Annotated in this window: 21 protein-coding genes and 2 tRNA genes; 12 read left to right on the forward strand and 11 right to left on the reverse strand. The window is 43.1% G+C overall.

Translation table 11 applies throughout. The features are described from left to right. Positions 1–23: 23 nt before the first annotated feature. Positions 24–1,277, reverse strand: a complete 1,254-nt coding sequence (locus IX53_RS03710) for a Glu/Leu/Phe/Val family dehydrogenase (protein ID WP_047754211.1) — start codon at positions 1,275–1,277, stop codon at positions 24–26. Between the two features lie 200 nt (positions 1,278–1,477). Continuing rightward, positions 1,478–1,552, reverse strand: a tRNA-Arg gene (locus IX53_RS03715). A gap of 78 nt (positions 1,553–1,630) precedes the next feature. On the opposite strand from IX53_RS03715, the gene IX53_RS03720 reads away from it, so the two are divergent. Genes IX53_RS03720 through IX53_RS03730 form a run of 3 tightly spaced genes read left to right on the forward strand, consistent with a single transcriptional unit; the run spans position 1,631 to position 4,678 of the window. Then, the gene (locus IX53_RS03720; RefSeq protein ID WP_047754212.1) at positions 1,631–2,326 is read left to right on the forward strand and encodes a rhomboid family intramembrane serine protease; all 696 of its coding nucleotides are present in this window, start codon (positions 1,631–1,633) and stop codon (positions 2,324–2,326) included. A gap of 31 nt (positions 2,327–2,357) precedes the next feature. After that, the gene (locus IX53_RS03725) at positions 2,358–3,215 is read left to right on the forward strand and encodes a pseudouridine-5'-phosphate glycosidase (RefSeq protein WP_047754213.1); all 858 of its coding nucleotides are present in this window, start codon (positions 2,358–2,360) and stop codon (positions 3,213–3,215) included. After that, on the forward strand, positions 3,212–4,678 hold the full coding sequence (locus IX53_RS03730; RefSeq protein ID WP_053001147.1) for an amidohydrolase: 1,467 nt from the start codon (positions 3,212–3,214) through the stop codon (positions 4,676–4,678). The genes IX53_RS03725 and IX53_RS03730 overlap by 4 nt, the downstream gene beginning before the upstream one ends. 270 nt (positions 4,679–4,948) lie before the next feature. Here the strand turns inward: IX53_RS03730 and IX53_RS03735 are convergent. Continuing rightward, positions 4,949–5,026: transfer RNA gene (locus tag IX53_RS03735), tRNA-Ile, on the reverse strand. A 60-nt stretch (positions 5,027–5,086) separates the two neighbouring features. On the opposite strand from IX53_RS03735, the gene IX53_RS10980 reads away from it, so the two are divergent. Beyond that, complete coding sequence (locus IX53_RS10980; RefSeq protein WP_169746189.1) at positions 5,087–5,257, forward strand: hypothetical protein; 171 nt, start codon at positions 5,087–5,089, stop codon at positions 5,255–5,257. 9 nt (positions 5,258–5,266) lie between these two features. Here the strand turns inward: IX53_RS10980 and IX53_RS03740 are convergent, their stop codons facing one another. Continuing rightward, entirely contained in the window at positions 5,267–6,910 is a 1,644-nt protein-coding gene (locus IX53_RS03740; RefSeq protein ID WP_053001149.1) for a putative manganese-dependent inorganic diphosphatase, read from the reverse strand. Between the two features lie 5 nt (positions 6,911–6,915). Continuing rightward, positions 6,916–8,802 (reverse strand): tRNA uridine-5-carboxymethylaminomethyl(34) synthesis enzyme MnmG, encoded by a 1,887-nt coding sequence (gene mnmG / locus IX53_RS03745; protein ID WP_047754214.1) that lies wholly within the window; start codon positions 8,800–8,802, stop codon positions 6,916–6,918. Positions 8,803–8,851: 49 nt separating this feature from the next. Between mnmG and IX53_RS03750 the strand changes: the two genes are divergently transcribed. From IX53_RS03750 to lpdA, 6 genes are all read left to right on the forward strand, one after another. Continuing rightward, positions 8,852–10,252: a pyruvate carboxylase subunit B gene (locus IX53_RS03750; protein ID WP_047754215.1), complete on the forward strand. Its 1,401-nt coding sequence runs from the start codon at positions 8,852–8,854 to the stop codon at positions 10,250–10,252. Between the two features lie 177 nt (positions 10,253–10,429). Further along, positions 10,430–11,620: a sugar ABC transporter substrate-binding protein gene (locus tag IX53_RS03755; protein WP_047754216.1), complete on the forward strand. Its 1,191-nt coding sequence runs from the start codon at positions 10,430–10,432 to the stop codon at positions 11,618–11,620. 87 nt (positions 11,621–11,707) lie between these two features. Continuing rightward, on the forward strand, positions 11,708–13,456 hold the full coding sequence (locus IX53_RS03760) for an ABC transporter permease subunit (RefSeq protein ID WP_047754217.1): 1,749 nt from the start codon (positions 11,708–11,710) through the stop codon (positions 13,454–13,456). Beyond that, complete coding sequence (locus tag IX53_RS03765) at positions 13,456–16,221, forward strand: sugar ABC transporter permease (protein WP_047754218.1); 2,766 nt, start codon at positions 13,456–13,458, stop codon at positions 16,219–16,221. The genes IX53_RS03760 and IX53_RS03765 overlap by 1 nt, the downstream gene beginning before the upstream one ends. A 49-nt stretch (positions 16,222–16,270) precedes the next feature. Beyond that, complete coding sequence (locus IX53_RS03770) at positions 16,271–17,455, forward strand: alkaline phosphatase family protein (protein ID WP_156173097.1); 1,185 nt, start codon at positions 16,271–16,273, stop codon at positions 17,453–17,455. Positions 17,456–17,466: 11 nt separating this feature from the next. Continuing rightward, positions 17,467–18,813: a dihydrolipoyl dehydrogenase gene (lpdA, locus tag IX53_RS03775; protein ID WP_047754219.1), complete on the forward strand. Its 1,347-nt coding sequence runs from the start codon at positions 17,467–17,469 to the stop codon at positions 18,811–18,813. Here lpdA and IX53_RS03780 read toward each other — a convergent pair. The 6 genes from IX53_RS03780 to hrcA form a co-directional block, all read right to left on the reverse strand. Then, positions 18,810–19,457 (reverse strand): endonuclease III domain-containing protein, encoded by a 648-nt coding sequence (locus IX53_RS03780; protein ID WP_053001151.1) that lies wholly within the window; start codon positions 19,455–19,457, stop codon positions 18,810–18,812. The genes lpdA and IX53_RS03780 overlap by 4 nt on opposite strands. Beyond that, positions 19,435–20,115 (reverse strand): tRNA (adenosine(37)-N6)-threonylcarbamoyltransferase complex dimerization subunit type 1 TsaB, encoded by a 681-nt coding sequence (tsaB, locus tag IX53_RS03785; protein ID WP_047754220.1) that lies wholly within the window; start codon positions 20,113–20,115, stop codon positions 19,435–19,437. Before tsaB ends, IX53_RS03780 begins: the two co-directional genes overlap by 23 nt. A 12-nt stretch (positions 20,116–20,127) precedes the next feature. Then, complete coding sequence (locus tag IX53_RS03790) at positions 20,128–20,988, reverse strand: YitT family protein (RefSeq protein ID WP_047754221.1); 861 nt, start codon at positions 20,986–20,988, stop codon at positions 20,128–20,130. Between the two features lie 112 nt (positions 20,989–21,100). After that, positions 21,101–22,204 (reverse strand): molecular chaperone DnaJ, encoded by a 1,104-nt coding sequence (gene dnaJ / locus IX53_RS03795; protein ID WP_047754222.1) that lies wholly within the window; start codon positions 22,202–22,204, stop codon positions 21,101–21,103. A 14-nt stretch (positions 22,205–22,218) separates the two neighbouring features. Beyond that, positions 22,219–22,794 (reverse strand): nucleotide exchange factor GrpE, encoded by a 576-nt coding sequence (locus IX53_RS03800; RefSeq protein ID WP_053001154.1) that lies wholly within the window; start codon positions 22,792–22,794, stop codon positions 22,219–22,221. Positions 22,795–22,809: 15 nt separating this feature from the next. Further along, positions 22,810–23,820 (reverse strand): heat-inducible transcriptional repressor HrcA, encoded by a 1,011-nt coding sequence (hrcA, locus tag IX53_RS03805; protein ID WP_245612756.1) that lies wholly within the window; start codon positions 23,818–23,820, stop codon positions 22,810–22,812. 138 nt (positions 23,821–23,958) lie between these two features. Between hrcA and IX53_RS03810 the strand changes: the two genes are divergently transcribed. Both IX53_RS03810 and IX53_RS03815 read left to right on the forward strand, forming a co-directional pair. After that, on the forward strand, positions 23,959–25,455 hold the full coding sequence (locus tag IX53_RS03810; protein ID WP_047754224.1) for a UDP-N-acetylmuramoyl-L-alanyl-D-glutamate--2,6-diaminopimelate ligase: 1,497 nt from the start codon (positions 23,959–23,961) through the stop codon (positions 25,453–25,455). After that, a complete protein-coding gene (locus IX53_RS03815; protein ID WP_156173098.1) occupies positions 25,455–26,786 on the forward strand; it encodes a UDP-N-acetylmuramoyl-tripeptide--D-alanyl-D-alanine ligase in 1,332 nt (443 codons plus the stop codon). The genes IX53_RS03810 and IX53_RS03815 overlap by 1 nt, the downstream gene beginning before the upstream one ends.

The raw sequence follows: 26,786 nt of genomic DNA on the forward strand, positions 1-26,786 counted from the left end.
CCCCCCTCTTGATTTTTACCTTATCAAGGATAAATACCCCTGAGTTTTGTAGCAGTTGCCACACGGTCAATGGCAACGATATAGGCGGCAGTTCTCATGTCTGTATTGTACTTGTGCATTGTGTTGACGACGTTGCTGAAGGCCTGGCGCATGATTTTATGCAAGGCTTTCCTCACATCTTCGATGTCCCAGAAATACCACTGCAGTCCCTGAACCCATTCGAAATAAGAAACAGTGACGCCTCCTGCATTTGCCAGGAAGTCAGGAACGATGAAGATACCCTTTTCGAGAAGAATTTCTTCAGCCTCTGGCGTTACTGGACCATTGGCTCCTTCGACAATAACTTTTGCTCTCACATCGTTGACATTTTCCATAGTGATGGCGTTTTCAAGGGCAGCAGGAATCAGAATATCCACATCTAGGGTGAGGAGCTCTTCATTGGTGATTGCTTTGGCATTTGGATAACCTTTAACTACGCCGTTGTTCTGATCTCTGTATGCTATAACATCATCGATATCCAATCCATCTGGATTGTAGATGCCTCCAGAAACGTCGCTGAGAGCCACTATCTTTGAACCGAGCTCGTCTTTGATGAGCTTGGCGGCGTATGAACCGACGTTTCCAAAACCCTGAACAGCGATTGTAGCGGATTCTGCATCTAGACCTTTGTAGTTTATGGCTTCTTCGGTTACGACCCTGACACCTCTGCCAGTGGCCTCCGGTCTTCCGGCTGAACCTCCGATATCCATGGGTTTTCCTGTAACGATACCCAGAACTGAATGCCCGACATTCATCGAATATGTGTCCATGAACCAGGACATGATCTGTGCGTTTGTATTAACATCAGGAGCAGGAATGTCCTTATCCTCACCAATTATTACCTGTATCTCAGAGAAGAACCTTCTTGAGAGTCTTTCAAGCTCACCCGTTGAGAGTTTTGAAGGGTCTACAGCGACTCCACCTTTACCTCCACCATACGGAATACCGACCACAGCACATTTCCATGTCATCCAGAAAGCAAGAGCCTTGACTTCATCGAGAGTGACGCTCGGATGATATCTTATTCCTCCTTTTGCGGGACCTCTGGCGATATTGTGTTGAACCCTGTGACCTGTGAAGACCTTTACACTACCATCGTCCATTCTGACAGGAAAGTTGACTGTGAGCTCTCTCTTAGGGTGCATGAGTACATCAGCGAGACACGGATCGAGTTCCATAACTTTGGCGGCCTTTCTGAACTGTTTAAGAGCATTTTCGAACAGATTAATTTCGGCCACTTTAGTAAACCTCCTCGGAAAAAATTGTGTGTTCCAGCTTGATTTTATTCCTCAAGTTATTTGTGAACAACCCCACAAATCGGCAAAGAACAGCGTTTATTTTCAATTAGTGCTGCATATGTCTGTGATGCATTGACTATTTTCTAAGATGACAAAGAAAAAAGACTTGAAAAAAATGGCACGGAGAAACCCGTGCCACTTGGTACCCCCGGAAGGAATCGAACCTTCATTTGCGGATTAGGAATCCGCCGTTCTATCCGTTGAACTACGGGGGCAAAGCGACTAAATTATATCATCAAGCTAGAAGCTTTTCAAGAACCCTTTCTGGTAAAATAAAACTAGGAGGTGATGAGTTGTTTCCGCTTAGAGACACCATTCCCAGCAGGAGAAAACCGTATGTAATGTGGGCAATAATTGTTGCGAATATCACCATTTTCATATACGAGCTCTCGCTATCGAATGGTGAGTTACTTCTTTTTATATATCACCATGGATTGGTGCCGGCACGATATACAAAGGGGCATGTTTTGTTATACAGCAGATTCTTGATTCAATACAATCGTTTTGACCTTTCGCCTTTTGTGACTTCCATTTTTTTGCATGGTGGATGGATGCATCTAATCGGGAACATGTGGACACTATTCATTTTCGGAGACAACGTCGAAGATACCCTTGGCCATTTCAGGTTCTTCGTTTATTACATGTTCTGGGGTTTAGGTGCCAGTACCCTGCAATTTCTCATTTCTCCTACTTCTCAGGTACCTGTTATTGGTGCCTCAGGAGCCATTGCCGGGGTAATGGGTGCTTATCTTTATTTCTTTCCCTGGAGCAGAATTCTCACGTTCATACCCATCTTTTTCCTCCCGTTCATCGTGGAAATACCGGCTTTCATCTTCTTGCTCATATGGTTCTTCATTCAATTTTTCAGCGGTGCCTTTTCGATAATCGGGTTAGACTTTTCAGGAGTAGCGTGGTGGGCACACGTTGGAGGTTTTCTTGCTGGTCTTTATATGGCGAGGTTTTTTTCGAAAAAGTATTTTGAGGATTGATTGAAAATGTGGTCAAATCGGAGGTGTTTTAATGGACAAAGCATATGTTGCTCTCGAATCGACTGTTATAGCCCATGGCCTTCCATGGCCTGCAAATTTTGAGACGGCCGTGGCGATGGAAGAAGAAGTGAAAAAGAATGGTTCAGTACCAAGAACCATAGGCATTATCGGAGGAGAAATCAAAATAGGTATCACGCGGGACGAGATAAAATACCTTTCAACGGCGAAGAACGTTATGAAAGTCGGCACTGCTGAAATAGCGGTAGCTGTGGCGCTGAAAAAGGATGCTGCTACCACTGTGAGTGCAACGATGAAACTTGCAGCCAGAGAGGGAATAGAGGTATTTGCAACAGGTGGTATCGGAGGTGTTCATAAAGGTGTCGAATGGGATGTTTCACAAGACATTGTTGAACTGTCAAAGACCAACATGATAGTGGTTTCTGCAGGCGTGAAGAGCATTCTCGATGTAGAAAAAACCCTGGAGTTTCTGGAGACTTTTCAAGTTACTGTGGTGGGTTACAGGACAGATAGATTCCCGCTATTCCATACACGTTTCAGTAAATTTCCGGTGAATATCACTGTGAATACTCCCGAGGAAATCGCTGCGATATTCGAAGAGAAGAAAAGATTGGGGATAGAAGGTGCTATACTCGTAGCAAATCCCATACCCACGGAATATGAGATTCCTCACTATGAGCTTATGAAATACATTGAGACAGCAATAACTGAGGCAACAAGCAAAAACATCTCTGGAAAGAGCCTCACTCCCTTTCTGTTGAACCGCTTGGGAGAACTCTCGGATGGTAAGACTCTTGAAGCGAATATCGCCCTGCTTAAAAACAACGCTGCACTGGCAGGACAAATTGCAAAGGTGTTGAAAGAGCTATGAATAGGGTATTTAAAAATTGCAGAATTTATAATCCGTGCACAGGTAACTATGTCTTTGGTGACCTATTCATTGAAGGTGGTGTAATTGTAAACCGCGAGCCAGAAAAGGCTGAAGTTATTGACCTTGGTGGAAGATATGTTTATCCCGGTATGGTTGATTCTCATGCCCATCTTGTAGCAACAGGTAAGAAGCGGTTTACCCTTGATCTTACAAATATCACTTCTGAATCTCAGTTTGTTGCAACATTGAAGGAATGGGAACGAGATCATTCTTACATGTTTATCAACGGACGGGGCTGGGATCAGGAGAGACTCGGTTTTGTCCCTGATAAAAAATTTCTCGACAATGTTACTAATATTCCTGTGGTACTCGTGCGTAAATGTGGTCATATAGCCACGGTCAATAGTTCGATGATACAGAAATATTCTCTGCATGATCTTCATGGCATCGATGAAACGGATCTTAATACGGGAATTATTAAAGAACGGGCTCTAGAAATGCTGTATAAGAGACTTTCGCTCAGAAAAGAGGATATAGAAAGGTATTTGAGAACCGGTGCGAGTGAATTTTTAAAATACGGAGTCACAAGTGTGCATAGTGACGATTACCATGATGCTTTTCTTCAGGATTTAATGGATGTTCTTTCGACTCAGAACTATATAAGGATATATGAGAAACTCAAGGTAGAATCTCTGTCGGAACTCGAGAATCTCCCGACTCTACAGAAATATGAAACAGATTTCTTCACTTTGAGAGCTGCGAAGATTTATCTCGACGGCTCCTTTGGATCACGGACAGCTGCTTTGCGCGAATCTTACACCGATGAATGGAATAATAATGGGATACTCTACCTTTCAGGACGGGAGTTATTACCCTTCGTGCAAATGGCCGAAAGCAAAGGAATACAATTGAACGTCCATGTGATAGGCGACAGGGCACTGGATGAAGCCCTGGAGGCTTTCAAAGTAATCAAAGGCGGTAACCCGTTGAAGCACAGATTGATACATGTACAGATCGCCTGGAGGGAACAAATCGAATTAATTGCCAGATTGAAACTCAAAGTGTCCATTCAGCCAATATTTTTTAAAACAGACAAAGAAATGGCCATTTCCCGACTTGGACCCAACCGAATCAAGAGCGCTTATCCCTTCAAAGCGCTCTTGAAAGCTGGAATTGAACTTGCATTATCCACTGATTCGCCTGTTGAAGGGGTCAATCCCTATCAGAATATGCAGGTAGCGGAAGCGTTTTTTGATAGGAAGGATATTCTGTATATGTACATGGTTTCTGGCAGGTTACTGGAAAACAGAAGCTTAGTTTTGCCACTTAGTACAGGTTCAAAGGCAGATTTTTTTGTTCTTGAAAGGGAGCTTTTATCTGTTCCTGCTAATGAACTCGATACTTTAGAAGTCATAATGACAGTCCTTGATGGCAGGATCGTTCATACGAACGGGACATTTTGAAGTTTTCAAAATCACCGTCTAGCAGTTTACTCTGTAACTGATAATTTACTGTAATTACAATTATAGTTAATACTAAAAGGTGGTACTCTTTTCTTTTCGGGATGAGGGTTATAGCATTTAACAGATAAGGTTATATGTTTAAATCAATAGACTTCATTTCTGTAACTGCCTTGCTTTATGGCACAACGCGCTTTTCCAGGACTTGTTGCGTTATTTTCAGTTAGATGTTAAAATTATTTATAGCAGTAAAAAAAGCGGCCTAAGCCGCTTTGGTGGGCTCGGGTGGATTCGAACCACCGACCGCCCGGTTATGAGCCGGAAGCTCTAACCAAACTGAGCTACGAGCCCGATACTAAAAGAATTATAATACCCACCATGGCTTCTGTCAATAGGTTGGGAGATGGTAGAATGAAGAGAAACTTTGTAGAGAACTCGGTCAATGATCCCGTAAAATATTTCACATGTAGATACCCCAGGTTACTGGTTATACGGGCAGCGTTTAAACTACTCAAAGATGGTAAGAGCCTCAGTCAGAAAGACATGGAAGGACTTATACAGAAGATGCTGAAAAAGAGATGAGAATCACTCTCATCTCTTTTTTCTCAAAACTTCACCGATCGGCGGGAGAAAGTCTTTTTTTCTGGACATAACACCTTTGAGTACCACGCTATTGTCATCATCGAGTTTCACGTTGAAAGCTTCTTCGATTATCTCTTTCTGACCCTCTACCCAAACCTCACTCTGGTTTTCAGGCACGTTTGTGAAGAGGAGGAAAACGATGTCGGCTCTGTAATCCCTATAAAGACGTTTTAACGCTTCTCTGAATTCCTGGCGTCTGTTCTTAACCTGATTCATGTCCATGACCATCACTTGAGCGATTACGATATTGTATCCCCCTATTACATACTCCTTGACATCCCTCACTACAACCTCATACGGAGCCTTCCCTGTAAGATCGAGACCCTTATGAAGAAGATCTCTGGCGAATTCTTCCAAATCGATGTTCGCTATCTTAGCAAGATCTTGGGCCACCTTTATGTCTTTTTCGGTAGTCGTGGAAAGCCTGAAAGCCAGCGTATCAGAGATTATGCCTCCTGTCAATACGCCAGCAATCTGCGGATTCTTTTTAGTGCAGTATTTCAAAAACCATTCTCCGACGATCGTAGAAGTACTCCCGACGGGTTCATTATGAAATCTGACGGGTTTAAGGGTAGTGAGTCCACCAAGCCGGTGATGATCGATCACCTCGAGTAATTCCGCTTGTTCGAGACCATCAACTGCCTGAGGTCTTTCATTGTGGTCAAGCAAAATTACCTTCTTTCTAGTGTCATATAGGAGGTTCGTTCTTGTGATAACTCCGACGAGTTTTTTTTCATCGTCAAGGGCAAGGGCGAAGCGTTCCTTTGATTCATAGATCTTGGCCTTTATGTCTTCTAGCTTTTCATCAAGGGTGGCAGTTATAAAATTCGTTCCCATAACCTTTTTAGCTGGAATGGAGAGGTTTATCAGTTTACCTACCCCAAAAGGACCATGCTGTGTTGATAATATCCCGACTCCTTTTTTTCTCGCCAATTCTATTATTTCTCCTGAAGGTGTGAGCGAATTGGTTAGAATCATAAGCGCTACATTTTTCTTTACCAACTCACGCTGCATTTGCAGGTTATTTCCAACAATAACAAGGTCTGCTTCTCTCACCCTTTTTATAAAATTGTCAATTGAGTCAATGGCGATATGAACCTTTCCTTTTAAAATATTTGCAGGAGGAGCCACATGGACTTTACCTTTCAAGAGTTGTGCGATGGTGTTTACATTTATAGGATGAAGTTCCAATGAATCGACAGAGAGTCGTTTCACATAAGTCCTGGCTAATTGTCGCTCGCTAACTATTCCGATAGGTTTGAAGTCACTATCAACTATTGGTACTACCTTCACGTTGGATTCTTCCATGATGCGAGCTATCTCGTATATCGAAGTGTCTTCCGAAGCCACGATAGGATTTCTCAGGACCAGATCCCCAACGATGGGGTCTACAGTTTCCATCAAAATCGGCGGTTCTATATCGAAATAGGACAGCAGAAATTTGCTCTCGTTGTTTAGAGGACCACAACGGCAGGGAATGTATTTATTTGTAACATCAGTTTGATTCTTCATATAGGAATAGCCAATAACACTGGCTATCGAATCCGTATCAGGCTGTCTGTGGCCAAAAACATATATCTTCTCACGGCTCAACAGTGTCACCTCTCTCTGTGTACTTTCAGATATGTGGAGAGATTCAGAATGTCTGCAGGTTTTATACCGGGTATACGCATAGCTTGACCTATAGACAAGGGTCTCAATTTCTTTAATTTATCACGACTCTCGGTGGATAGATTGGGCACAGCGTCGTAGTCAATGTCGTCGGGAATAATTTCATTTTCCAACTTTTCAAACCTGCTTATTTCTTGTTTTAAACGATTAATGTAACCTTCGTACTTTATCGTGGTTTCCACCTGTTCCATTAGGGATGTTTCCGCGATGGGTTCGGGGTCAAAGTCCTTTAACAGACTGTAGGTGACATTTGGTCTTTTCAGGAGTTGAGCAAGACGGGTGGACTGGTAAATCGCTGTTGTTCCAGCTGATAAGAGCCTATTATTGATTTCATTAGAGGGCTTTATGACAATTTCATTTAACCTGTTTATTTCTCGTGCAATGGCTTCCCGCAAGTTTACAACATTGTCGTAGAACCACCTCGGGATCAATCCATATCTATATCCGTATTCTGTCAACCTCAGATGAGCATTATCGTGTCTGAGCATGAGCCTATACTCTGCTCTTGAAGTAAGGAGTCTGTAAGGTTCATCGACGCCACGGGTTACCAGGTCGTCTATCATAACTCCGATATAGGCTTCAGATCTTTTCAAGATCAAAGGTGCTTCCCCTCTAAGTTTTGCCGAAGCGTTTATGCCTGCAATGATTCCCTGTCCTGCCGCTTCTTCATATCCGCTGGTACCATTTACCTGCCCCGCGAAATAGAGGTTTTCTATCAGTTTGGATTCGAGTGTAGGGTAGAGTTGGTCGGGGATGATGAAATCGTATTCTACAGCGTACGCCGGTCTAACGATGATGGCGTTTTCAAGTCCTCTAACAGAACGAATCATTTCTAATTGCGTTTCAAAGGGTAAACTTGTGGAAAGACCGTTCAGATAGTATTCAGCAGTGTTTTTGCCTTCGGGCTCCACAAAAACCTGATGACTCTCTTTTCCTGAGAATTTTATGACCTTATCCTCTATGGAGGGACAATAACGGGGACCAATGGAGTGAATGAGTTTTACATCACCATATAGAGGTGAAAATCTCAAATCCCGCCTTATTATTGAATGGGTTCTCGCATTGGTATTGGTCAACCAGCAGGGACTATCCTTTGGCAAGATTCTGGGTTCTGAAAAATATGAAAAGGCGAGAGGCTCATCTGCCGTGTCCTGCCTTTCCATTTTTGAAAAGTCTATTGAACTTTTGAGGATTCTCGCAGGTGTTCCTGTTTTGAAGCGTGCCAATTTGAATCCAAGCTTCCTGAGAGATTCACTTAGCTGCTTGGCGGGGAATTCACCCAGTCTTCCCGCTTCAAAAGCTTTTTGACCTATGAAGATCTTTCCACCCAGAAATGTTCCAGTTGTAACAATGACCGCCCGGGAATGGTATAACTGGCCGAAATGAGTTGCTACTCCGGTAACTTTTCCATTTTCAGCAATTATCTCCGTCGCAATGCCGCTTCTCAAATAAAGATTTTCCTGATTTTCCAGAACTCTCTTCATTTCAAGACTGTATTCTCTCTTGTCTATCTGTGCTCTCAGTGCTCTAACAGCAGGTCCTTTACTCGTATTTAGCATTCGTATGTTGATGGCTGTTTTATCGGTCGTCTTCGCTATCTGGCCTCCAAGGGCATCGACTTCTCTCGCAACAATGCCTTTGGCCGGGCCTCCTACTGCGGGATTACATGGGGCCCAGCCGACAGTGTCGAGGTTGATGGCGAGTACCAGAGTTTTCATTCCGGATTTCGCAGCGGCAAGTCCCGCCTCAATGCCTGCATGCCCAGCTCCAATGACAACTATATCAAAACTGTAATCATCCATTGTACTCTTCATAACATCGCCCTCCTATTCTATTATTGTACAACAGAAAGGGGGGCTTCACGTGAAAGTTCGATTTACAGACACTACCTTAAGGGATGCCCACCAGTCACTACTGGCTACGCGACTGACGACTGAAGAGCTGGTAGAGATTACTCCAGTCATGGATGAAATCGGGTACAACAGTGTTGAAATGTGGGGCGGAGCAACTTTTGATGTTTCGGTTAGATACCTGAATGAAGATCCCTGGGAAAGACTCGACAGGATGAGAGAGAAATTTAAAAAGACCAAGTTACAGATGTTGTTGCGTGGTCAGAATCTACTGGGGTATCGCCACTATGCCGATGATGTTGTCGAATTATTCGTGAAAAAGATGGCAAACCACGGTATGGACATCGTACGTGTTTTTGATGCCTTAAACGATTTTAGAAACCTTGAAAAAGCCTGTAAAGAGGTTAAGAAAAATGGTATGCACCTGCAGGTGGCAATTTCATATACCACCAGCCCGGTGCACAACATCGAATACTTCACTAATCTGGCATTGAAGGCTCACAAAGAGCTGAAGGCTGATTCTCTGTGTATTAAGGATATGGCAGGGCTTCTTACACCTGGTGAAGCGAAAAAGCTCGTTGAAAATATAAAACGTACCTGTCCTCTGCCCATTGAGATTCACGCCCACTTCACTACGGGACTCGCGGATCTTACCTATCTTTCGTCCGTGGAAGCCGGTGCTGAAATCGTTGATACGGCTATCAGCGCGTTGGCATATGGCACCTCTCAGCCGGCTGTAGAAAGCCTCTGGGTATCCCTTCATACCCTTGGATATGCTGAAAAACCTGATCTTAAATTACTCGAGAAAGTGAATGAGTATTTCATCAGGATAAGAGAAAAACATGTTGAGCATGATGTGTCAATGAAAACAATAAGACCAGATATACTTACGAACCAGATCCCCGGAGGCATGTATTCCAATTTGCTCAGCCAGCTGAGGTCTCAAGGAGCCCTGAATAGGCTCAAAGAGGTACTTGAAGAAGTACCAAGGGTTAGAGAGGATCTCGGTTATCCTCCGCTAGTCACCCCAACTTCACAAATTGTCGGTGTTCAAGCTGTTCTAAATGTACTCACAGGGGAACGTTATAAGATAATCACCAAAGAAACGGAAAGATACATTCTGGGTCATTATGGGAAGCCACCAGCGCCGATTTGTCCGGAACTTAAAAAACTCATTATAGATAAGGGTGGCGTGGTTATTGAAGGGCGACCAGCAGATTATATCGAACCTGAGGTCGAGCGAACCAGAGAAAAGTTCAGGACAATTATCAATAATGATGAAGACCTGTTAATATTGATTCTCCTGGGAGAGGTCGGTAGAAAATACTTGGTGAAAAAGTATGAAAGTGAACTCGGAGTAGATTTTTCGCTGAGCTCTGACTATTCGGATACTGTAATCGTGCATCCTGTGTAGAGCGCTATTATTAGAAGGAGAAAAACGTAAAAATTCGTCAATAAATAGAATTATTCAGCGGTTTTCTGATATAATCATATACTGGAACCCGGCATTGTAATGTTGCCACTTTTTATAACTTGATAAAATTTAATTGAGGCTTTCTGCCTAAATTATCCGTAAAGGAGGTTGAAAAGGATGAGAAAGCTTGCTCTTATTATGGCAGTTGTTTTTGTGTTCGCAGCCCTTCTCAGTGCAAAGATCGTCATATGGTCTTCTGAAAACCAGATCCCTGCACTGCAGAAGCTCGCGGCAGACTTCGAAAGGGACTATGGTATCGAGGTGGAGATTCAGCAGGTGAATTTTGGCGATATCAAGTCGAAATTCCTCACCGCTGCTCCCGCCGGAGAGGGTCCCGATATAATCGTTGGTGCTCATGACTGGGTAGGGGAACTTGCAAAGAACGGTCTTCTTGAACCCATTCCATTCCTTCCTGATTCTGATCAGTATTACGAAGTTGCTCTAAGCGCTTTCAGTTACGGTGGAAAACTCTATGGTGTGCCTTACACTATTGAATCCATCGGCATTATTTACAACAAGGACCTCGTTGAGGAAATCCCCGAGACAATCGCCGAACTCGAAGAAATGGCTGCAGAAATTGCTGATGATGAAATCGTTGGGTTCATCTATGACGCGGGAAATTTCTACTTCTCTTTCCCCTTCATCGCAGGTTACGGCGGATACATCTTCAAGGATACGGAAAGTGGCCTCGATGTTCATAACATCGGTTTGAACAACGACGGTGCCATCAAAGGTGTAAGTTTAATCAAGAAATGGTATGACGATGGTCTCATTCCTCAGGGCGCTAACTACAACCTCATGGACTCCCTCTTCAAAGACGGTCTGGCAGCATTCATCGTCAATGGTCCATGGGCTACACCCTGGTACAGGGATGCCGGCATCGACTATGGAATCATTCCTTTCAACGAGATCGAACTTGAACCCGGTGTCACTCCAAAACCCTTTGTCGGTGTTCAGGGCTTCATGATCAATGCCAAATCCAAGAACAAACTTGAAGCTATCGAATTTGCCGTAAATTACATCGGAAGTTTTGATGGGCAGTATGGTATGTTTGTCGGTGAAAGAAGAGGAACAGCCAGAAAGGACGTTTTCGACTACGTCGCCAAAGATGCTGGCCCTGAGTTGTACGATGTTCTTCAGTTCTCAAAGAGTGCTTCCGTCGGAATCCCCATGCCCAACGTTCCTGAAATGGCTGCTGTTTGGGGTGCAATGGGAGATGCTCTTAGCATTGTTATCAATGATCAGGACACCGTTGAGAACGCTCTGAATGCTGCAGTTGAAAAAATCAAAGCGGCGATTGGTGAATAATACTTGAATAGCACTTTCTACAAAATTAGATCATTTCGCGGGGCTAAAACGCCCCGCGTTTAATCATAAGCTTCGGAGGCATCTAAGATGGATAGTAAAAGGCTTCTAGGATTCATAATCGTTCTCGTTCTACTCTCTATATTTGGAGCCTTCGGATTGATGAGTGTCATACTGCTCTGGGCTAACGCCAACTACGGACTGGCAGTGATTCTTGGAGTTCTTCTTGTAAGCATTGCGTATATTCTCATCAATCCCAAAGGATATCCTTACAGATACATGATTCCCGCGATGATACTCCTCTTTATCCTGACAGTTTATCCAATGTATTATACTCTGAAAACCGCTTTCACTAATTTTGGTACGGGACACCTGTTCACCAGACCCCAGGTAATCCAGAAGCTTCTGAGTGACTACTATTATGTGCCTGATAATCCTGTAGAATATGATTTTTCTATTTATGTGAAGTTGGAAGAATACAGACCAACGGACGATTTTATAGTTTTGTTTCGATCGCTAGCGAGTGATGAGCTTTTTATAGCTCCCAGGCCAGATGTGGTGCAGAAGGATTCTAAAGGGAATATTCTTCTGGCTGAATCGAGGATGTTTCCTGTTATAAATGACAAGGCAAAAGTGAACGGTAAGTCCTACCAGCTCATCAGATCTGCTCTGCACAATTATATCCTTTCTGTTGTATCAGACACCGGAGAAAGGTATATGTATTTCTATTCGCCTGGTGATAGTACCACGAAATCAAATGCTCCATTTTATTTAAGCGAAATCAGAGGTATCTGGTTAAAAAATGCCGAATTTACAAACCCAGATGGACAGCAAGTTAGGCTCAATCCCAACAAACTCTTCACAAATTTTGCGACCTCGGAGAGAAAATACGGAATAAAGACTATTACTTCCATTGAGGGTGGTAGAACCCTTCAGAAAAATGTTGTTTATAACAAAAAAACTGGCAGGGTGCTAACTGAAAGAGATGGCTTCTTTTATGATATAGACGATAACGGCCAGGAATACGCTGTAGAGGGCTATATTTCGGATGTTGGATTCAAAAACTTCTTGAAAATGCTTAAAGATCCCAGGATAAGTGGTCCATTCGTGCAGATCTTTGCGTGGACCTTCACCTGGGCTGCTCTAAGCGTTCTTTTTACTTTTGTTATAGGTCTGGCCCTTGCCTTGGTTTTGAATGATAAAAAGTTAAAGGGAACAAAGATCTATAGAACATTACTGATAATCCCTTGGGCCATTCCAGCTTTCATATCAGTTCTTGTATGGAAAAACGGTATGTTCAATGAAACATATGGAATCATAAATAGATTCATTGTGATGGGCCTCTTTGGAGCTGAGAAACCAATTAAATGGTTAAGTGACCCTTTTTGGGCAAAGGTGGCTGTTCTGCTAGTGAACACATGGCTTGGATTCCCATATATGATGACGATAACGCTTGGAGCCCTTCAGAGCATTCCTGATGAGCTCTACGAAGCTGCCTCGATCGATGGAGCTACCGGTTTTCAGCGATTCAGGAAGATCACCTTCCCATTGCTTATGATCGCCGTTGCTCCACTGCTTGTTGGGAGCTTCTCGTTCAACTTCAACAATTTCGTCGGGATATACCTTTTGACCGGGGGAGGCCCGGCTATTCCGGGAAGTTCAACCCCGGCCGGAGCAACAGACATTCTCATATCCTATACCTACAAACTCGCCTTTGAAGGCAGGGGACAGGATTTTGGCTTCGCGAGCGCAATTTCGATCCTGATCTTTGTCATAGTAGGTGGATTGAGCTGGCTGAACTTCAAACTCTCCGGAGCTTTTGAAGAGGTGAGTAGATAATGGCTATAGAAAAGAAAAGATACTGGTTGAGGCACCTTGTACTCATAATAATAGTAGCTATAGTTCTTTTTCCAATGGTGTGGTTAATCAGTACCTCCATCAGGCGTGACCAGGCCGCTTTTTCGCCGCATCTGTTTTCAACTAGAGTAACTTTGCAACACTATAAGAATTTACTTGTCCCTGAACGCAGCGTTCCCAGGCTCATCCTGGACATTCAAGAAGCCGTTTATAAATTGGGACGTTTCAGAAATAAGGACGAAGATTCGATTAAAAGGACAGTGGAGAAGTATCTTACAAAATTCGAGTCTCTAATGTTGGAGTCCAGAGATATCACTTCAAAGCTCACGGCTTCTTTCAGTAAGACCGAAGAAGCTCTTGCTGGTGATATAAAAACAAAAATGTTGGCTTCTCTAAACAGGCTCAGAGAAGAGGATTTGAAGCTGATCGATAAGAAACTCACTGAGTTGTCAGAACTGATCGAAGACGGTCAGGTTAAAAGTGTGGCTGCGCTGGAGATTCTTTCAAGTACAGCTCCCTCGACTGGAGGAAAGTTTTTATTCTTTCTCAATGAAGTCGACGGTGATGAAGCTTCTAAGTTGAGTTCTCTTTTATCGGAATACGAGACGGAACGCGCAAATGCACTGAAATATTCTGATGAACTCTCCACACGTCTGAAAGAGATGGATTTCGAGATGAAAGATGAAGTTCTTGAAAGTCTGACAAGGACACCTGAGTATCTATCCGAAAATGGAGTTGAATATAGCCTGTGGAGAAAGAACGAATATTTCAAATATATAAGAAAATACATAAGCAAACTCGAAAAAGAATTATCTCAAGAACTGGCTGAAGAAATAAAGACATTAAGGGAAGGACTTTATAACACTTTCAAAGCAGCCAATGCCACCTGGAATGAAATAGAAACTCTGTACAAACAACTTATTGATGGTCTGGATCAGAAGAAGGCGGAGGTTCTTGGTCGCGATTATGTCGAATATCTGGTTTCTCAAGAGGAACTTGCAAACGTGGACAAGGATATCGTCAGGAATGAGAAACTTTTACAACAGTCGCTTTCTGCCCGAACAGAGTTACAGGAAACTTTGGCACTAGCCATACCTGTGCTCGTTCCAGAATCGGAAAGAGTAGACTCTTTGAAATCTGCCGTCGAAAAAGCTCTTGAAGCCCCGTATATCGAAAGGGTCGAAGAAAAAAAGTCTGAAGATCTGTTGGGTTTTTATGAGCGTTTGAGAAAGGTTATCTCTGACTTTGAACGGATCGGTTATAAAGACGATGTTTACGCCACTCTTGTTAACATCACTACCGGTCTGAGCTGGTTCGTGGATAAGGCGGGAATACTCGCTGCCAACGTGAGAAATCCTGAGATAAAAAAGATTCTCGAGGTTTTGAACGCTTCGCAGGTGAATCTTATGAGGGTTATACCGGATATAGAAAACGTCTTGAGCGAAGCTACGAATCTCGAGGAACAAATAGCCATAGTCCAGAATGATCTGGATAGTCTCAAGAGAAAGAAAATACTCCTTGAACAAAGGGTTTCGGAACTTGAGAGCAGTTATAATGAACTTCTTGAGAAATACAACAGGAATGCAGAATATTTGAAATTGCAATATGTACGTTCTGTGGCCTTAAAAGAAATAGATGGAGTTGATAGTGCCAGAACATATATTGCGGAAGCTGGGAAAACCGTATCTGAGTTTTTTGGATTCAAGTACAACATACGTTATCGGGATCTGACATGGTATGACGATTTTGAAGAGGCCAGGCAGAATATAGTAGAAGGAACACAAATTCTCGACGAAGCCATTGATGACCTTAGTTCCCTGGAAGCTTCATTGAAGAAGAAGGTCTATGACTATATTCACCTGCGTTTCCTTGGTACTCCAATAACATTAGACGAATTTACCACGATGATAGACAATTACAACAAGTATTTCCAGGTTTTCAATGCCAAGTATCAGCGGGCATCACGCAAGATCTCCGATATGCTTGACTATCCTTCAAGCTATTCCGGAGAATACCACTCGCAGCTCAAAGAGATAGACAGACTACTCTTTAGAAACAACCAGGTATGGGTGCAAAAAGAGAGCACGTACTTCTATTTCACGAAGTGGATAATGAATTCGATAATAGTCGCTTTAATGGTGGCGCTCATAAGTGTTACTGTTGCGGCTCTGGCAGCTTATCCTTTCAGTAGAATGCGCTTTTTCGGACGGTCACAGGGGTTGCTTTTCCTGTTGCTGATTCAAATGTTCCCTTCGATCATGTTCATGATAGCTATCTATGCGTTATTACAATTCATGGGAAGCTACCTTCCGTTTTTCGGGTTGAATAGTCTCAGCGGATTGATATTCGTTTATTCTGGAGGGATTGCTTTCAACATCTGGCTTATAAAAGGGTATTTTGATACCATTCCCGATACACTGGAAGAGTCTGCTATGATCGATGGAGCGACGAGATTCCAGACTTTCTGGAGAATCGTTATTCCATTGGCACGCCCTATTCTGGCGGTGATTGCCATCCTCACGTTTATGGGCATTTTCAATGAATTTGTAATGGCACGGATTCTCCTACAGGATATAAACAAATGGACTTACGCTGTTGGACTTCAACAGTTTTCAGGAAGATTCGAAACTAACTGGGGTCCTTTTACTGCGGCAGCATTGATAGGCGCGATACCAATGGTTACTTTCTTCCTTGTATTGCAGGATTATATAGTTGGCGGTCTTACAAAAGGTGCTGTAAAAGGGTAGAATAGAAGCGGGGCCCATGCCCCGCTTTTTTACGGGAGTGGGTGGTTTTATGTTTGAAAGATATATGTTGCCAGACTATCAAAAAAAATCCATTCCAAACTTTTCTTCAGGATTGGTTTTGCATTTTTGTGGTCACTCTTTGTGGCCAGGTTTTCCTTTTGAGGAAGAAGGAATTGACCTTTCAGAAATAGAAAAAGTTGTGGTTTTTATTATCGATGCCTTGAGATATGAAACTGTGAAAAAATTGCTCGCCGAAAAGAAGTTTGAAATTCTAGGTCTCAAAGACCTTAACTACATGACCTCCGTATTTCCATCCACAACAACAGCGGCTTTGACCAGCTATTTCACCGGTGTTCCGCCTGCGCTTCATGGAATGCTGGGTTACACTCTTTATCTGAAAGAGTACGGTTCTTTGATCAACATGATCGAACTCACCCCGATTTATCAGGACAGGGATTCGCTGGCGAGAATGGGATTTGACCCGCTTAAATTCATCCCTGTTCAGACAGTGTTTCAGTACTTGCATGAAAGTGGAGTAAGGGGATACATGATCACTTCAAAGAGTTTTGTGAATACTGGCTTGTCCCGAATGCACAGTAACGGTGGAAGTTCAAAAGGTGTATATGGAATAGGAGACACTTTCGAGGAGTTACATACTATCCTAAAGTCCGATTCGCGTGAGAGTCTGATATTCGTTTACTGGGGATTGATCGATACGTATGGTCACAGGTATGGTCCCGATTCAGAAGCTTACGAGCTCGAAGCTTACTGGTTACTGAGGGTGATTGAAGATTTCTTCAGGAAAATCAGGAACAAGAAAGTGGCGTTTTTCATTGTATCCGACCATGGACAGATAGTTACACCCTGGGACAGAGAGATCTGGTGGTCAAGACACGATATAGATATTTACGACCTGCTTTACACATTACCGGCCGGGGAACATAGAGCGGTATTTCTTCATACAAACAATCCAGAAAAACTGAAAAATATGCTCGAAGAAAAGTATGAAGGGAAATTGAGAGCTTTTTTGAGAGCAGAGGCACTAGAGCTGAATCTCTTTGGTGGCACGCCATCATCAGAACTTATCAGTCGCATTGGAGAAGTCATTGTGATTCCCGAAGAAGACAGATCTTTCTGTTTCAAATACACCGGTCAGGAACATTCAATGAAAGGCAGGCACGGAGGCCTCTCACCGGATGAGATGAAGGTTCCCGTTATTTTTCTGAGAAAATAGGGAGGTGTACCATGGAGAACTTTGAAGTAGTCGTTATCGGCGGAGGTCCTGGAGGTAGTGATTGTGCCATAAGATTGGCACAACGAGGGAAAAGAGTCGCCATTGTTGAAAAAGAACACTTTGGCGGTACCTGTACCAATGTCGGATGCATACCTACAAAAGCTCTTCTTTCGGCTTCTGAGCTTTACGCGCGCGTCCGGGAAAAAGGAAAGAGGTTCGGCATAACCGGGGAAGTCAGTTATGATCTCAAAACGATGTTAAAACACATGGAACGCTCGGTGTTGATGTCCCGTAAAGGGACTGAGACTCTGCTTAAAAAATATAATGTGACTATAATCAGAGGGACCGCCCTTTACAACGAAAGGTCGTTTTTCATAAAAGAAACCGGGGAACAGCTGAAAGCAGAGAAGTTCGTTATAGCCACTGGTTCCCGTCCAAAAATCCCAAGCCCTTTCAGAGTCGAAGGCATCTGGAGCTCGGATGATGTTTTCAACATGGAGGAAGTGCCTGATAGCATAACAATAGTCGGAGGCGGAGTCATCGGTGTGGAAATGGCAACACTCTTTTCTAACCTCGGTAGTTCAGTCACGCTGATCGAGCTGATGGATCGCCTTCTTCCCACCGAAGATGTCGATGTATCAAAGGCCATTGAAAGAGCCTTGAGCAGACGCAAAGTCAGAGTGGTGCTCTCAACTGCGGTTGAAAGGTTAGAAAGTGGAGAAAAATTCAAACTGTTTCTAAGCAACGGCGAAGAGGTCCTTTCTGAAAGAGTACTCGTCTCTATCGGAAGGGAACCTGTTATCCCTGAAGGACTTGAAAAGGCAGTTAAAACTGAACGAGGAGCAGTAGTCACAAACGAGAATTTTGAAAGTAGCCTTCCCGGCATCTACGCCATCGGCGATGTTCGTGGAAAAGTTATGCTTGCTCATGTCGCGAGTGCCGAAGGAGTTTACGTTGCTGAAAAATTGTCCGGTTATGAATCCCACATAGATTTCGAAGCATTTCCTTCTGTGGTTTATTCATCTCCTGAAGTAGCTTCTGTTGGTAAAAAGGAAGATGAAAAAGGTCTTGAAGAAGGATTTAGAAGCTTCCTGTTTCCTTTGAGTGCGAATGGAAGAGCGAACACGATGGGCGAACGCGATGGCTTTGCAAAACTCATAACCAATGATAAAGGTATTATAGTTGGAGGGAGTCTTGTTGGAGCTCACGTGAGTGAGACTCTTATGGAGCTCGTTCTGGCTGTTAAGCACGGATTGAGCATTCAAGACCTCACGGAAGCGATCCACCCTCACCCAACCATAGCCGAATCGATCAGAGACGCTGCTGAAGGGTTGGAAGGCAAGCCTTTGCACATTTAACGAAAGGCACCGTATTTCGGTGCCTTTTTGCATTTTTTAAGAAAGCACTCTCTGCAGCGCGGAGTCTTTCTGCAGAGCGCTTTTGAATGTTCGACGATGAGGGCGTGTAGTTCCTTGAATAATCCTGCATCTACCGGGAAAACTTTGTGAAATAAAGATTGAACGCCATTGTAATTCATTCTGATTTCTAAACCATACCTTTTGAGAAATCTCAATGTGTATGCGTCAACGACAAATACTGGTTTTTCAAATGCGTACAGAAGGATAGAATCTGCAGTCTCTTTGCCAATGCCTTTAAGGGAAAGAAGCTTATTTCTAAGCTCTTCTGTTTTTTCTTTTGGGTTGAATTCCAGAAAAAAACGTGCGATTTCTCTTAAAGTCATAAGCTTTCTCGTATAAAAACCGGCGGGTCTAATTGCCTTTAATAACTGATGCTCCTCCAGGTTGAGAACACCTAAAGGGGAGAGAGCACCCAATTCTTTCAGATTATTTATGGCCTTTTTGACGTTATTCCAATTGGTATTCTGGGTCAATACAGCCCCTACTGCAACTTCAAAAGAGCTTTCCGCCGGCCACCAGCTATCCGGATCATAATGTTTGCGGAGTTCTGAAAATATTTCTTCAAGAATGTCCCTGATTTCCATAACGCTTTTCCCAGTTTATTTCAGCAACAGATTTTTGTAAATAATATGGCTTTAAGTTCCTGAGATTTATCATTTCTTCGCTTGCGTGAGCTTCTTCCGTTAGCCTTAAAAGTTCTTCTACTGAGGGTTCTTCTGCGATTCTCGTGGTTAACCCAGGGAAATCATCGAAGAAATCCTGAGTTTCGCCGATAACAATTTCACCGGAGCTCAATTCTTTCCTTAGTTCTTCGGTAGGAAAAAATGCAGGTGCACTTTCCGGCTTCAGCCCTGCATCGGTGAGTTTGTATCGACGCCAGTAGTAATATCCTTCCCTTCCCTTCCGGACGACAACACCTTTTTCATCGGCGTTCAAGGAAGATATTGCCAGCAGATCCAGAGAACAGAAAATGACTACAGGCAAATCGAAAGGGTAGGCAAATCCCTTCACTGTCGATATTCCTACCCTTAAACCTGTTAGGGAACCTGGACCAATTCCACAGCCGATGAATTCAAGATCCCCGGGTTTAAGGTCAACGTATTCCAGCAGGTTCTTCATGGCTGTTATGAGGAATACACCGTGTTTGCCAACGGAATTAAGAACGATACCAGCCTTCTTTTTGCCATTCCTGGTGGCGATCAGCAGTCTTTTTGAAGAACTATCAAGTGTTAAATATCGCATATTGTCACCTCGTCAGCTCAGGTTCTTAAAACCCTCACCGAAGACCTCCGCGTTGTTGACAACTATCATAAAGACGTTCGGGTCCTCTTCCCTTATTATACGCCTTAGTTGTCCAAGCTCCCTTCTCCTGAGCGATACCATTATTACGGGCCTTTTCTTTTTAGTGAAGCCGCCTTCAGCGTTGAGGAGAGTCACACCTCTCTCCATTTCTTTGAGTATTCTGTCTTTCACTCCCTCATACTTTTCCGTTATGATGAAGGCTGTCCTGGTGTTGCCAAATCCTTCGAGAATTCCATCGATGGTTTTACTGGTCGTGAAAATAGTGATAATACCGTACATAGCAACCAGAGGACCAAAAACGAGAATAGCGAGCACTGTTATGATCGTATCTGTCAGCAACAGTCCGATACCGGTACTAATATGAAAATATTTGCTGAGAATCATCGCGACGATATCGGTACCGCCTGTGGAAGCTCCACGCCACAGCACTATTCCGATACCTATTCCCGCCAGTGCTCCGCCATAGATGGCAACGAGAAGCCCACCGCTCTGAACAGAAGAAGCTTGAAAAATCGGGATTTTAGCCTGTTGAAGCAAGTCAACAAACACCGATAGAATCACGGCTGAATATATAGATTTTACCCCGAAACCCACGCCAAGCAATATAAAGGCCAAAGCGAAAAGGGCTACATTGTAAACGAGCATCTGAAGCCCCACCCACCAGTCGAACATTCGATAAAAGATTATAGCCAGACCACTGACACCACCAGCTATTACGTTGTTTGGTATTAAAAACGAAACTATAGCAATGGCTGTTATCAGAGACCCGATGGTGATGATAAAATAATCTTTAAAGGATTTGCGGAGGTCCATGGCATCACCTCTCTCAATTAGTAAAATCTCAGTCATTATATCAAAAAGTAAAGCGGTAACCTGTTAAGGTACCGCTTTGGGTTATAACATTTCGATTAATCGTACTACCTGATCAGGAAATACCTTTTACCTTTGCCAGTTCCTCAAGAAGTTTCTTTTCTTTCGAGGAAGGCTTGGGGATCCTCACTTTTATCGTAACAAGGATGTCTCCGCGCCTGCCTGAGGACATCGAAGGAATACCATAACCTTTCAGTTTAAAAATTGTATTCGGGTCTGTTCCGGCGGGGATTTTCAAGTTTTCGAAACCTCCCTCAGGCAGAGGGATTTTAACGATTGTCCCAAGAGCTGCTTGAGTATAATCCAGCTCGACGGTGTATAAGAGATCATTGCCGCTTCTTCTGTAATGTGGCGGCATGTTTACTCGAACTCGGACATATAGATCACCGTTCGGTCCACCATATTTTCCTGCATTCCCTTGTCCGGTGAGTCTGATTGTAGCACCATCTTCCACACCTGCAGGGATGTTAATCCTAACGCGATGTCTCTCTTTAATATCCCCCGTCCCGTGACAGACCGGACATCGACGGTCAATGATTCTTCCGCTCCCTCTACAGGCTTCGCAGGTGTGAGTATTGGTGAATACACCGAAAAAAGACCTGTGTTCTTCAGTTACAACACCGGTGCCGTTACACCGCGGGCACGTAGAAAAACTCGTCCCGTTTTCCGCACCAGTACCTTTACAGGAACTACAGATTATTTTTCTATCATATTCCAGAAACGTTGTTTTACCATTGATGGCATCTTTCAATTCAACTGTTATAGTAGCGTGGATGTCTTCGCCTTTTACCGTACGATGAACCCGCTCACCTCTGGTTGTTCTTGAACCCCCAAAAAACACATCGAATATGTCTTGAAAATCTCCGAAAATATCTTCAAAGAACCCGCCACTGGTGCCAGCTGTCCTTCCTCCACCGGTGTAACCTGGCTCTCCCACATAACCAAATCTGTCGTACATTGCCCTTTTCTGAGGGTCACTCAAAACTTCGTAAGCTTCCTGAATTTCTTTGAACTTTTCTTCGGCAGCTTTCTTGTTGTCGCCTTTATATGCATCAGGATGCCATTGCTTTACGAGCTTTCTGTAAGCCCTCTTGATATCGTCTTTAGAGGCATCCCTTGCGATGCCTAGAATTTCATAGTAGTCCTTTCTTGCTGTCATGGTTTCACCACCAATCACTGCCCGGACGGCTTATCTTTGTCTTTTTCTTCTTCGACTCTCTTTGGTTTGATAGCGACAACGACTTTAGGTGCTTTCAATATCTTGTCAGCGTATCGATACCCCTTCTCTCTAACCTCGAGGATACTCATCTCTTCGGCCGTGTCTGATTCTACAGTTTCCACAGCTTCATCTCTGAAAGGATCAAAGGCCGTTCCTGTTGCTGGGAGTATTTCTTCCACCCCTTCTTCCGTAAGAATTGTTGAAAGCCTTTTATAGATCATTCTTATTCCTCTGACAAAATTTTCTGAGGTGTTGCCCCCGTGATTGAGGGCTCGTTCAAAATCCTCGAGAAGACCTATCAGTTTGAAAATTACATTTTCCTTTTCTCTTTTGACGAGCATTTCCTGTTCACGCTGAAGAGCCATGCGATAGTTATGAAATTCAGCTTTTAACCGGGCAAGCTGATCTTCTAACTCTTTTATGCGTTCATCCTTTTTCTCTAATATTTCTTCGAAGTTCTTTATCATTTCTTTTGTGGTAGATGCGGAAGACTTTTCGGTTTTTCTGACTTTTTCTTTCTTCTCTTCCACGGTTTCACCTCCATCTCATCGTTTACTAAATACCTCTGATAAGCGGTTCGACATATATTTTAAGTACGCGTAAACCTTTTCATATTGTAAAATCTTCGGACCGATTAGCGCTATAGTTCCCAATCGCTCTTCGAATTTTCTGTATCCGGATATGAACATAGAGAAATTCTTCAATTCATCTATGCCCAGTTCGTTTCCGATGATCACTTTATCATCATTCCCGGAAAATCTCCCGATCAGTTCATTAAGTTTATTCTGGTCTTCAGTATATTTTATCAGGCCTATAATGTCCTGCCAGTCAAGATTGCCAGAAGATACTATGTATTCGAGACCATATTTTATATATCCGCTCTCTTCCTCGCTTTCGAATACATTCTGAAGTACAAAGAGCATCTCTTCTATCTTTTCGTTGTACCAGTGATCATTGAGCAACCTAAGGTCCCTCAGACCTTTTTTTATTTCACCGATCATTTTTCCTCTAATAGCTTCATTCAGTCTACGTTGTAAGTCTTCGTAGTGAGTAAAATTATAGCCTGTATAAACCGTCGAATTCATCGTAACACCAAGATCGGTGACAATTGTCACGCCAAAGTAGTTCTGAGAAATTGGAGAAATCGCTATATGTTTTACTAAGAGTTTTTCCTGTTTCGGTTTCTCTATGACCACATAGGTCGATGTTACTTTAGAGAGAGCTTTAGCGGTGACCTTAAGAATTTTTTCGACATCAGCTACTATTGCAGCCTGACGCAGGGAAATAGATGCACTGCTGTCTTCAAAATTCGAGGCGAGCTTTTGGATCGAGTCAAAATAGAATCTCAACCCTTTGTCTGTAGGGATTCTGCCGGCAGAAGTATGTGGCTGGAAAATATATCCCAGAAATTCCAACCGACGCATATCATTTCTTATGGTTGCAGAACTAAAACTAATGTTAGAGCGTTCCAACACCTGCCGTGAACTCACAGGTCTCCCATGTGTGATATACTCTCTTACGATGCAATAGAGTATCTTAATCTGCCTACTGTTCAAATTCGGACCTCTATCAGTGTTCTTCGCACGCATTAGCACTCACCTCGTTAGACTGCTAATCTATATTAGCATTTTGCTTTCTTATTGTCAAGTTCTTCATTAGGTGATAAAATACTGTCAATGAAAGGGGGGTGATCGATGAAGTTATCCCATGTGATTGAGCTCCTCGGCGATCTCGTCCTCGAAACAGCAAACTCGGACGGAACCAATCCAGAGATTTCTTCCATTGTTAGTAACTCCCGTCTACTCAAACCCGGTGATCTCTTCATCTGCATTAAGGGGACTTATTTCAATTCTCACATCCTCGCAGAAGACCTTCAAGAAAAAGGTGCTATTGCTTTAGTAGCAGAGGAACCCATTATTTCAAATCAAATCAAGATACCTATCATCTATGTGAAAAACAGTCGTAAAGCAGAAGCTTTATTGTTTATGGAACAAGCTGATCACCCCTATGAAAAACTCGTCACAGTGGGAGTAACCGGGACAAATGGCAAGACCACAGTTACTACTCTCGTGAAACATATCCTTGATACATTCGAAAAGAAATGTTCTCTGGTTGGAACTGTCGTAAATTATATTGCGGGCAAGGAATCTAGAAATCCAAAGAACACCACACCTGGAGCTCCTGTCCTGACAAAGTACCTGAAAAAATCCGCTGAAGAGAATTACGAGTACTTTGTTATGGAAGTCTCGTCTCATGCCCTAGCGATGCACAGAGTGTCAGGTATAAAATTTGACGTTGGCGCCATTACCAATGTTACCCGTGACCACCTTGATTTCCACGAGTCTTTTGAAGACTATTATTCCACTAAACTGAGACTTTTCAATCTTCTAAAACCTTCAGGGAGAGCGGTAGTTAACTCCGATAGGATAAACATCGCTGATATACCTGTTCAGCGTGATCAAATCCTCACTTACGGCTTTGGAAATGAATCTGACTACCGAATCGAACATCTCGAGATGACCCGTTCCGGCATGTACTTTAGCATTATCACGCCCTTCGGTTCCAATCATAAGGTGTATACAAGGTTGATCGGACAACACAACGCTTATAATGTTGCTGCTGCGATAGCCATCATGGAGGCATTGAATTATGACACAGCCCATGTTATTGATGCCATCTCTACCTTTACCGGTGTTCCGGGAAGATTTGAGTTCGTAGAAGAGGCATCGAAGTACGGTTTTGAGGTTATTATCGATTTTGCTCATACTCCGGACGCACTTGAAAAGCTGTTGAAAACCGCGAAAAGGCTGGTTGAAGGCCGTATAATACTTGTTTTTGGCGCTGGTGGAAACGCTGACAGAGGTAAACGGCCAATTATGGGTGAAGTAGCCTCAAAATTCTCCGATGTAATCATTCTCACTTCCGATGATCCAAAGCATGAAGACCCTGAGGAGATACTAAAAGATGTGGAAGAAGGGATTGATAAACTGAAACCTTATCTGGTGATCCCTGACAGGAAAGAGGCCATTTCCACCGCACTCACACTCGCAAACAGGCAAGATATGGTGGTGATTGCAGGACGAGGACACGAAGATTTCCAAGTCGTCGACGATAATCTGATACCGTTCAATGATAAAGAAATGGTCAAACAAATTCTCGATGTGAAATTTCGGAGGCTTGCAAAAAGGTGATGGATCAAAAAACCATCGCCGAGTTTCTCAGGCTTACAGAAGGTAGAAGACTTAAATTAGATTCCCGAAAAATCGAAACAGGTGACGTATTCATAGCCTTGAAGGGAACCCGCTATGATGGGAACGATTTTGTGGAGGATGCTCTTAACCGGGGCGCTTCTTTGGTGGTAACCAGCAGAAATCTCTCTGGCGATCGAGTTTTTACAGTTGCCGAACCCCTTCAGTTACTCTTTTGCTCTGCTAGAATGGTTATCCGAAACTCTAAAATGCGACACAAAATAGGGATAACAGGATCGAACGGCAAGACAACAACAAAGGAGCTGCTTCACAGTACCCTCTCGAAGATTGCTCCTACCTTCAAAACACCCGGCAATCTTAACACAGAAATCGGAATTCCCATTTCAATTCTGGAGAATAGAGATGCTCTTTTAGAAGCTGAGTATGGAGCTTTTGAACTCGCGGCAGATAAGAAGGGCGACATAAGAAAACTCGTTGAACTCGTTGAACCGGATATTTCAATTTTGACAAATGTCGGGACAGCACATCTTGGAAAATATAATTCCCCTCAGGAACTTCTTGAAGAGAAACTTTCTATTTTTTCTGCGTTAAATAATGAAGGAGTTGCCATAACGAACGGTGACGATCTGAGAATTGTCAAAGAACTTAAAAATGCCTCTTTTCGTCTTCTTCTCTTTGGTGAAAAAAACGGTCAGCTTGTGCTGGCGAACTACCGCTATATTGGCAATAATACCTTTGTTACGCTGAATTTCAATAATGAAGAGCGTTTGTTGAGGTTGAAGAATTTTTGGAACAAAGGACAAATACTGGATCTGATGGCAGTTTATCTCACTTTATATTCCATTGGAGTCGATGTGCCAGAACTCTTACTTGTAGATTCACAGCTATCCTTCAAAGACAGATTCCATGTTTATGACCTCGCTGGAATAAGAGTGATAAACGACTGTTACAACAGCAGTATAGAATCGGTAATGGTTGCTATAGATGCCTTGAAACGATTGAGAACAGGCAAAAAATATGCGGTCGTAGGTTCTATCCTGGAACAGGGACTCTTTGCAAAGAAAACTCACCTGAAACTCGCTGAATTATTAAAAGAATTCGATGCTGTGGTTCTGTACACCAGAGACCGCCAAATCGGGTATGTTACTGAAGCGCTGGAAGTTTCTTTTGCGACAGATTCAATAGAAAGCATTGCAGATTGGCTACTGAAGCACGTTGAAGAAGGTGATCTGGTTTATTTTAAGGCTTCAAGAGGGGTTGGGCTTGAAAACGTGCTGAAAGCCTTCAAGGAGAAGATAGCAAAAGATGGATAA

Source organism: Kosmotoga pacifica (assembly GCF_001027025.1).
In the GTDB taxonomy this organism is placed as follows: Bacteria; Thermotogota; Thermotogae; order Petrotogales; family Kosmotogaceae; genus Kosmotoga_B; species Kosmotoga_B pacifica.